At 36.4% G+C, this 10,420-nt stretch carries 8 protein-coding genes; all 8 read right to left on the bottom strand.

Translation table 11 applies throughout. The features are described 5' to 3' along the window. Positions 1-588: 588 nt before the first annotated feature. A complete protein-coding gene (locus tag J3U00_RS10955) occupies positions 589-1,383 on the bottom strand; it encodes an ABC transporter ATP-binding protein (protein ID WP_065561755.1) in 795 nt (264 codons plus the stop codon). Positions 1,384-1,385: 2 nt separating this feature from the next. After that, positions 1,386-2,330, bottom strand: coding sequence for an ABC transporter permease (locus J3U00_RS10950; RefSeq protein ID WP_065561756.1), 945 nt, complete (start codon positions 2,328-2,330; stop codon positions 1,386-1,388). Positions 2,331-2,396: 66 nt separating this feature from the next. Further along, a complete protein-coding gene (locus J3U00_RS10945) occupies positions 2,397-3,374 on the bottom strand; it encodes an ABC transporter substrate-binding protein (protein ID WP_065561757.1) in 978 nt (325 codons plus the stop codon). Between the two features lie 251 nt (positions 3,375-3,625). Further along, on the bottom strand, positions 3,626-4,591 hold the full coding sequence (locus tag J3U00_RS10940) for an ABC transporter substrate-binding protein (RefSeq protein WP_220225499.1): 966 nt from the start codon (positions 4,589-4,591) through the stop codon (positions 3,626-3,628). Positions 4,592-4,646: 55 nt separating this feature from the next. Beyond that, entirely contained in the window at positions 4,647-5,570 is a 924-nt protein-coding gene (gene fdhE / locus J3U00_RS10935; protein WP_267332408.1) for a formate dehydrogenase accessory protein FdhE, read from the bottom strand. Positions 5,571-5,658: 88 nt separating this feature from the next. After that, positions 5,659-6,357, bottom strand: coding sequence for a formate dehydrogenase subunit gamma (locus J3U00_RS10930; protein WP_065561760.1), 699 nt, complete (start codon positions 6,355-6,357; stop codon positions 5,659-5,661). After that, a complete protein-coding gene (fdxH, locus tag J3U00_RS10925) occupies positions 6,350-7,324 on the bottom strand; it encodes a formate dehydrogenase subunit beta (protein ID WP_324169900.1) in 975 nt (324 codons plus the stop codon). The genes J3U00_RS10930 and fdxH overlap by 8 nt, the downstream gene beginning before the upstream one ends. Positions 7,325-7,339: 15 nt before the next feature. Next, a complete protein-coding gene (gene fdnG, locus J3U00_RS10920) occupies positions 7,340-10,408 on the bottom strand; it encodes a formate dehydrogenase-N subunit alpha (RefSeq protein WP_267332407.1) in 3,069 nt (1,022 codons plus the stop codon). Positions 10,409-10,420: the final 12 nt, after the last annotated feature.

Here is a 10,420-nt window from a genome sequence, read left to right as displayed (position 1 = left end):
GGGTATTACCCATGTGAGAGTAGGGTGCCGCCAGACTTTTAAATTAGAGCGAAAGCCCAGCAGCAATGCTGGGCTTTTTTGCATTTAGGGAGCAGTATTTTTAATACTATTGAGCAAATAAATTCCTATATCTCTCTAATATTTTAAGCAACTTAATAATCAAAGAAAATAAAAGAAAATAAAAGAATATAACAAAGCACTTCTTTTAAATGATTAATACGTTAAATGCTACTTGCCTATAACTTAAAAACATCATAATTTCTTTCATATTATCTTTAGTAACAAGATAATATGGGGAAAAGGTAATCTAATCTTTTCTAAAATACTAAATACATCTAAATTAACAAAATTATTAAATTAATAATTGAAGGGTTTAATGACTTCATGATTGGATGAATAACGTTTAAATGAAACGAAAGTTAATTTGGTAGATAAAATATGAATTTTGAGAATACTCACAAAATCAATAACCATTAATAGTGAGGGATAAAAGCTTGTTAGATTTTGTGTTAATGGAGATTGAATAAATGAACAATAGATTGAAAAAAGCAATATTCATTAAATAAATATTGCTTTAAATTTTTATTATTAGCCTAAAAGTAGGGCATCATCTGTTACTTTTTCACCGCGAGTTTTTTCGAACATCTCTAATAAATCATTGACGGTTAATTTATCTCGCTTTTCCCCTGAAACATCAAGCACCACTTGCCCTTGATGAAGCATGACTGTTCTAGTGCCGTATTCTAAAGCTTGTTTCATTGAATGGGTAACCATCATTGTGGTTAACTTATTTTTTAAAACAATTTCATTAGTGAGATCCAAAACGAATTGTGCTGTTTTGGGATCAAGTGCAGCAGTGTGTTCATCAAGTAATAAAATCTTAGATGGTTGTAATGTCGACATTAATAGACTTACTGCTTGTCTTTGTCCTCCTGATAATAATCCCATCATATCTGATAAGCGATTCTCAAGGCCTAAATTGAGTGTTGCTAGTTTTTCTTTAAATAAGGCCCTCAGCTTGCGATTTAATGCTGGTAGTAAAGTGAAACTATTACCTCGGTTATAAGCAATCGCTAAGTTTTCTTCAATAGTAAGATTTTCACATGTCCCTACCATAGGATCTTGGAATACTCGTGCAACCATACCGGCTCTTTTCCAAGCAGGCCAACGAGTCACATCTTTATTATTAATAATCACATGTCCCGAATCAGCAATCAAATCACCACTAATCACATTAAGTAAAGAACTCTTTCCTGCGCCATTACTACCGATTATAGTAACAAACTCACCTTCACTGATATTGAGATTTAAACCTCGTAATACATGATTTTCAATTGGTGTTCCTTGATTAAACGTCAATTGCAATTGCCCAACATTGATCATGCTTACTTCCCTCTTCTTTTTGAGTATTTTTTCAGTTGTTTTGGTAAGACTAAAGCTAAAACAACCAATATTGCCGTGATAAGATTTAAATCCTCTGTACCGACACCGATCTCTTGTAAAAATTCATTGCTAAGTGCAAAGGCAATAAATAAACGGTATAAGATAGCGCCGAAAATAACAGCAATCATAACCGCCCAAATGCGTTTTGTTGGGAAAATACTTTCACCTATAATGATTGACGCAAGGCCGATAACAATAGTCCCCACCCCAATAGTAATGTCAGCACCGCCTTGAGTTTGAACAAATAATGAACCACCAAGTGCGATTAATCCGTTTGAAATTGCCATACCTAAAATAGTGATACCACCTGTTGGAATTCCTTGGGATTTAGCCATTCGTTGGTTAGTACCAGTCGCTCTTAAAGCCAATCCGATTTGGGTATTTAAAAATAGGTTAAGTAGCAACCAAAATACAACAACAAAAGCTAAAACCATAAGTGGTTGCACTAAATATTGATTACTATAATCTTCATTAATAAATGGAGAGAAAATAGTTTTTGCATCGAGTAAAGATAGATTAGGCGAACCAGCCATTCTTGGTGTTTCATCCATGAGATAAGGTCCTAAACCTAAAATTCTTAGATTAATTGAATAAAGGCCTATCATCACGATAATACTTGATAGTAATTGTAATATGTTAAGTTTAACATATAACAGTCCAGTCATTGCACCGGCAATACAACCTGCAAACATACCTAGAAAAGTTGCAATCCATGGATCAATACCGACATACATACACAAACCACATACTGCCCCGCCAAGTGGAAAACTCGCATCAGCGGTTAGATCGGGGAAGTCAAGTAGTCGAAACGATATAAACACGCCTAAGCTAACTAATGCGTAAATAAGTCCTATTCCAACTGAGCCTAATAAAAATTCAAATGACATGAAAATATCCACTAAAAAAAGTAACCGCCAAAGTAGGCGGTTTAGTTATTAAAACGGTTTAATAAATTATTTTTCAACAATTTTTGCTGCTGATTTTAAAACCTCTTCAGATAGAGTGACACCTTGGCGTTCAGCAGCCTTTTTATTAATAGTTAATTGTGTGATGTTACCAACTTGTGGTGGAATATCACCTGGTTTTTCACCATTAAGAATTCGAATAACAATTTTACCTGCTTGGCGACCAAGGTCATAATAACTCATTCCCAAAGCAGCAATTGCACCTCGTTCAGCTGAATCAGGATCTGATGCAAGAAGAGGAATTTTGTTTTCATTGGCAACCTTTGCTAATGCTTCATAAGCTGAAACGACGTTATTATCGGTTGTTGTGTAGATCAGATCAACTTTTCCTTTTAAACTTATTGCGGCGGTTGAAATATCAGATGTTCGTTGTGCTGGTGCAGCAATAATTTTCATGCCACGTTTTCCAAGTGCAACTTGTAATTCTTTAAGCACAATTGTGGAATTTACTTCACTTGGGCTATAAACATAACCAATATTTTTTGCATCAGGTTTAATTTTTAACATCATATCGATTTGTGATTCTAAAGATAATGCATCTGATACACCAGTTACATTGGTTTTAGAAGCTTCCCAACTAGGTGTTAATTTAGCAGCAACGGGATCAGTGACAGCAGTGAATACAATAGGAATCGTTTTGGTTGTTGCCACTAAAGCTTGGGTGCTAGGTGTTGCAATACCGACGATAACATTGGGCTTATTAGCAACAAATTGTTTTGCTATTTGGGCTGCATTAGCGCTACTACCTTGAGCACTAGCAAACTGTAATTTTAAATTTTGACCAACAATATAGCCATTATCTTTTAATTCATCTTCAACACCTTTGCGAACATTATCTAATGCAGGATGTTCTACAATTGCAGTTATCGCGACATATTTTTGCTCAGATTTATTATCTGCTAATGAAAAAAATGTTACTACAGACAAACTAAGTAACATAAAAAGCTTGATGATTAAATTTCGCATGTGGTGCTCCTGTAATATTTATTTTACAACCAACCTAATTATACGTTTACTATAAAGCAAAAACAGATAATTTTCTAGATTTAATAAAAAGTATATGTGTAAATATTTTAATACACCTTATTGCAAGGAATTATGAATAGAATAGACTTATCAATAATACTTTAAAAAATTTTGAGGTGAGGAACGTGGTTTTTGAACATTCTTTGCCCATTAAAATGGACAAAGAATTGATTTTATTTAGATATATGATTTTATTTTTGACCAATAACTTTATAGGCAGACTCGATAATGTCAGGAGGTAAAGAGATTCCTTGTTTTTTGGCTGCATCAGTATTGACTACAAGGCGTAATGTTTGTCCGATTTCGGGTTTAATATTGCCAGGATCTTCTCCATTTAAAACTCTTACCACCAGCTTACCTGATTGACGACCTACATCGTAATAGCTCATTCCATAAGCAGCAACAGCTCCTCGCTCAATGGCATCAGGAAACGATGCTAACAGTGGGATTTTATTTTCATTGGCAAATTTAACTAATGATTCATAAGCTGAAACAACGTTGTTATCTGTTGTGGTGTAGATAAGATCAACTTTTCCTTTTAATGTATTGGCTGCTGTTGAAATATCCGCCGTACGTTGGGCAGGCACCGCCACCAATGAAATATTTTGTTGGCTAAGTTCATTTTGTAGATTTTTTAACACTACAGTTGAATTAATTTCGCTAGGACTATAAATATAACCAACAGATTTTACATTAGGCACAACTTTTTTCATAAATTCAATTTGAGGGCCTATTTCTTGATAGTCAGAAACGCCAGTGACATTGTTATGAGAGGGATTCCAATTTTTAATTAATTTTGCTGCAATTGGATCAGTGATTCCTGCAAAAACAACGGGTATTTGTTTAGTTGCGGCAACTGTTGCTTGAGCACTTGGTGTTGCAATTGCAACGATGACGTCTGGTTTAGCTGCAACGAACTGTCTGGCAATTTGTGCGGCTGTTGCACTACTACCTTGGGCACTTCGATATTGGACATTTAAATTATCGTTTAACTTAAATCCATTTGCTGTTAACTCATCTTTTACTCCATCACGGATTTGGTCTAATGAAGGGTGTTCAACAATTGCTGTTATCGCAACATTTTTTACCGCATTAGCCAAACAGAAAAATGGCGTAATTACTAACATCAATATTAAAATTATAGCGCGTTTCATCATAAAGAACTCGTAAACTAGTACAGTGATATGATTCTAATCTTAATATTACAAAATGTTAAGTAATATTTTTAACTTTTGTAATTTCTTCTTGCGCAAAGACAAAAGGATTTAACCCACTTTTTGCAAATCCTTCTTCTTCAGTCTTGATATCCAATATTAATGAGGCAACATCATCAGCAATGATTTCGATATGAGGATCTTTATCTTGGTCTAAGATTTTCAAATAGCTATGGCAAGCATCACAGCACTCGGTTTTTATTGCAGCTAATTCTTTATCCAAAGAGAAGTATTGAATATCTTGCATATTATCACAACAAGTACATTTCACTCGTGGTACATACCATTCGCTTTCACATAAGCTACAATGAAGGTATCTTAATCCATTATTTGCACCAAGCTGAATAATACTCGCAGCTGGCATACTATTACACACTGGGCATAGCCAGCTTTCATTGGTATTTTCAGCGACGGCTTTGCCTTTAATTTGACTAGCTAGTTGGCAATAATAGACTGATAAAGCTGACCAAATAAATATGGATTCATTACCGTCAACCAAATTAAATTTACCATTGAGTAAGTTGAGTGCTTTCTCTTGAAGTTGATTAGAATCGTTTTGTTTTAATTGTTCAATAACAGATTGAATTTGATAGGTTGTATTTGAAAATGAATTTAATAATGTTAATAAATAATCTTGCCAAATATCATTTAATGGTAAGTTTTCCAAACTTAATGGCGGAAAATCATTATTAAGTGATGGAGAGATATCAATAGGTTTTTTGATTAAAATAGCCTGTTGCTCGACAATCTTAGCGCAGAAATTTAAATAATCCCTTAAAGAATTGTTTCGTGCTAGCGTTTTTAAACGCTCGGCGCGATGAATATAAAGTGTTTTCGGTGATGGATAAAAGAGTAAGGGAATCTGTCTAATTACGGTGTTTTGTTGTTCAAGCTGCTCTCGTGGGATGATTTTTATACTCATTCTTGATTACCAATTTTGTTATTTTTTCCATCATTAATCTAATAGGCTAAGAATTCCGCTGATTTATATCAGCGGAGATTAATTATTCTTATAAAGCAGGTTTTTGTTCTGTTTGAGATGATGGCTCAATATCGTTCTTTTGATTATCTTTAAGTTCTTGCTGATAGACTTTTTTCATTTCTTCTTCGTACCATGAGGAGTGGTTTTTAAATGCCCACGCTCGTGATACATATCCAGTTATCATTCCTTTTATAGACCCTTTAACCCAAATTGCCATATAAGCATGACCAATAGCCAGTAAAATAAGACAAATAGCAGCAAAAGAGTGGAAAAATATTGCGATTCGGACTATTTGAATAGGAAAATAATCAGATACATATCGGCGCCACATTATCAAGCCCGTAACGAATAGCACAAAGATTAAGCTCATAATGCACCAGAATAAAAACTTTTGGCCAACATTATATTTACCAATTGGGATACCTTCTTCTTTTCCCATAATCACGTTTTTAAAGTTTTTAATCCATAAAAGGTCATTTTTATTTGGAATATTGTGATGAGCTAATTTGATAAACATGAACATTAATAAAATGAATACCACACAACCAATTATAGGGTGTAAAGCTCTCACCAATTGTGGTGTGCCAAGAAATAATCCAAATAACTTGATTGATGGAAAAAATAAAGATAAACCTGATAACGCGGTTAATATAAACAAACAGACCATACACCAATGACAGAAGCGTACAATAAGTGGTGTTCTTAATATCATTCCTTTCTTATTCATGACGAGCCTCCGATTGTGTTGAATTAGGACTATTTTTTCGACCTACAATAGGTAGTCCTAAACGTTTTCTTGCTTGTTTGTCCGCTTCTTTTTCGTGTTCAATATCTTCTTCATCGACTTCAACTGCACCTACCCCCATGTAGTGGAAGAGTAATCCGCCAAAAGTTGCAACAAAAGCAGCAGCTGATAGTGGTTTCCATGCGCCTTTCCAGAATTTAACGATTTCGCTAATTTGAGGATCTTTAGGTAATCCATGGTAAAGTTCAGGTTGATCAGCATGATGTAGTACATACATAACATGAGTACCGCCGACACCTTCTGGATTGTAGAGTCCTGCGTTTTCAAATCCACGTTTTTTTAAATCAACAATTCGGTGTTCGGCATGGCGAATCATATCTTGTTTGGTGCCAAAATGAATTGCTCCAGTAGGGCAGGTTTTTACGCAAGCAGGTTCTTGACCAACAGCAACTCGATCAACACATAATGTGCATTTATAAGAGTGGTTATCTTCTTTGCTAACACGTGGAATATTAAATGGACATCCTGCGACGCAATAACCACATCCAATACAGTGTTCTGATTGGAAATCGACAATCCCATTAGCATATTGAATGATTGCTCCTTCAGATGGGCACGCTTTTAAGCAACCAGGATCTGCACAATGCATACAACCATCTTTACGTATAAGCCATTCGAATTTGCCATTGATTTCAACTTCTGAATAACGCATTACGGTCCATGCTTTTGGTTCTAAGTCAGCTGGATTATCATAAACGCCGACGGTATTTCCTACTTCTGCTCGCAGATCATTCCATTCGCTACAAGCTACCTGACAAGCTTTACAACCGATACAGGTGGTCACGTCAATTAATTTAGCTACTTCCTGCTGATAATCTCTTGCCCTAGGTGCAGGTGTTAGGGCATTAGTTGCTGAGCGGCGAATAATATCTTGAGTTTGTAATGACATAATCTATCCTCCTTCTTATGCCGCTGTGGTAACTTTTTCGATGTTGACTAAGAAGGACTTGTATTCTGGGGTTTGTGAATTAGCATCACCTAAATGCGGTGTTAATTCATTAACCAAAAAGCCTTTTTTAGTTTGACCTGTGAATCCCCAAACAATTGGAATTCCTATGGTTTCGATCTCTTTACCATCAACTGTCAAAGTAGGTAAACGTTTTGTCACAACTGCTTTGGCTTTGATATAACCTCGATATGAAGTTACTTTCACTGTATCGCCCAATTTTATGCCTTTTTTATTCGCAAGATTTTCACTGAGCTCAATAAATTGTTCTGGTTGTGTTATTGAAGCTAATCTTGCATGTTGCGTCCAAAAGTGGAAGTGCTCAGTAATACTGTATGTTGTACCAACATAAGGAAATTCATCTGCTTTACCTAAGCGAGCTAAATCTTCTTTAAATGCTCGAGCTACTGGACTATTTATTTGTTTAGGGTGCATTGGGTTATTTGAAATTGGTGTTTCAAATGGTTCATAATGTTCAGGAAATGGTCCATCAACTAAACGATTCAAACAGAACAGACCACCTAATCCATCATTGTTCATGATGAAGGCTCCCGCTCCAGAATCAGGTGATAACGTGGCAGTAAAATCTGGTACGTCATTGCCGACCCAACTTGTTCCGTTCCATTTGATTAACATCCGATTTGGATCCCATGGTTTTCCATTTTCATCAGTAGAAGCACGATTATAGAGTACACGTCGATTCATCGGCCAAGCCCAAGCCCAGCCAGCATGAATACCCTTACCTGATGGGTCACTAGGATCTCGGCGAGCCATTTGGTTACCTTGTTCAGTCCAAGAACCACAAAATATCCAAATTCCAGATGAGGTCGTTCCGTCGGCTTTTAATTGAGAAAAACCACTTAATAGTTGGCCTTTTTTAAGGATGATATTGCCATTAGTGTCCGTTATGTCAGCCAATGCTCTACCATTACACTCTTTTGCTAACTCTTCGGCTGCTGGACCTTCAGGATCTTGATAATTCCAAGTTAAATTATTAATTGGTTCGTGATAAGCGCCACCTTCTTCTTCATAAAGCTCTTTAATTCTTAAATAGATTCGCGCAATAATCTCTGGATCGTAAAGTGATTCATAAGGTGGTCTAGCAGCTGCCCAATGCCATTGTAATAAACGTGATGAGTTAACAATTGTCCCATTTTCCTCAGCAAAACAGTTGGTCGGAAGTCTAAAGACTTCAGTTTGTATTTTGCTTGGATCGACATCATTTGATTCACCATGATTTTTCCAAAACTCGGCTGTTTCAGTTGGCAATGGATCGATATTTACCAAGAATTTGAGTTTGGATAATCCCTCACGAATACTATTTTTATCAGGTAAGGCTGCCAGTGGGTTAAACCCTTGGCAAATAAAACCATTAGCTTGCCCGTCACGCATCATTTTACTAAAACGTAAAATATCATAGGTTTTATCCCATTTTGGTAACCAATCAAATCCCCAATTATTATCCCCAGTTGCCTTATCACCATACATTGCTTTCATAAAACTAATAAAGAATTTAGGGTAATTACCCCAAAAATTAACCTCATTTGGACCAAGAGGTTTTGGTGTTTTTTCTGCTAAGTATTGTTCAAGCGATGTTTGAGAATCTTTTGGTAGATCAAGATAAGCAGGTAATCGATTAGACAGTAAACCTACATCAGTTAATCCTTGAATATTTGAGTGACCACGCAAAGCATTTATACCACCACCCATGACACCAATATTACCAAGAATCAGTTGAATCATTGCTGCAGTGCGGATGATTTGTGTACCATAAGTATGTTGAGTCCAACCTAATGCATATAGGAAAGTTGCCGCACGATCATTGGTTTTAGTACTGGCGAGTGAACGACAAACATGTAAAAAGCCATCTACAGGACTACCCGTTATTTTATTTACAATTTCTGGCGTATAGCGACTAACATGTTGTTTTAGTAAATTCCAAACACAGCGCGGATGACTTAATGTTTTATCTCTTAATGCAAAACCATTTTCATCTTTTTGATATGCCCAACTGGTTTGATCGTATTGACGATTTTCTGCATCGTAACCACTGAATAATCCACTATTATTATCAAAGTTGAAATCGTCACGCACAATTAAGCTAGCATTAGAGTGTGTTATAAGATATTCAAAGTTGACTTCGTTATTAGTGATAAGGTAATTAATGATACCAAGTAGAAAAGCGATATCTGAACCTGCACGAATAGGTACATAATGATCAGCTACCGAAGCGGTTCGATGAAAGCGTGGATCTATCGCTATGAGTTCTGCACCGTTAGTAATTTTGGCTTCAATTGCCCATTTAAAACCAACTGGATGGGCTTCAGCTGCGTTACCGCCCATAACAATAACCACATTAGCATTTTTAATATCGTTCCAGTTATTGGTCATGGCGCCTCGACCAAAGGTCGCACCTAAACTAGATACTGAGGGCCCATGGCAAACTCTAGCTTGAGTTTCAAGGCTTAGCATTCCTAAAGAACGGGCAACTTTAAATGCTAACCAACCCGTTTCATTACTCGCAGCAGAAGTCACTAGCCAGCCAGTAGTTGTCCAGCGGTTAACCGTCGTTCCTTGTTCATTTTTTTCTTGAAAATTTTTATCACGGTCAGCTTTCATTAAGCGAGCTATGCGGTCAATTGCTTCATCCCAGCTGATTCGTTGCCATTTGTCAGAACCTGGCGCACGATACTCTGGGTATTTAACTCGTTGTTCGCTTTTAATATAGTCGAGTACGCCAGCACCTTTCGGACAAAGTGAACCACGACTAACAGGATGGTCAGGATCGCCTTCGATATGAAAAATAGACGATTCGGCATTCTTAGCCCCATCTCCTCGGCTATAAAGGAGCATTCCACATCCAACAGAACAGTAAGTACAATTATTTCGCGTTTCTTTTGATTTTAACAATTTATATTGGCGAGTTTGTGCAAGCGCTACATTCGGCATTAATCCTAAAGTAGCGACAGTTGTTCCTGCCATGCCACCAGCACAGATCTTAAAGAACTGTCTACGGTTAAATAGCATATGAACTCCTTA

Source organism: Gilliamella sp. B3127 (assembly GCF_026536935.1).
GTDB lineage: Bacteria > Pseudomonadota > Gammaproteobacteria > Enterobacterales > Orbaceae > Gilliamella > Gilliamella apicola_E.
This window is presented reverse-complemented; position numbering and strand designations above follow the sequence as displayed.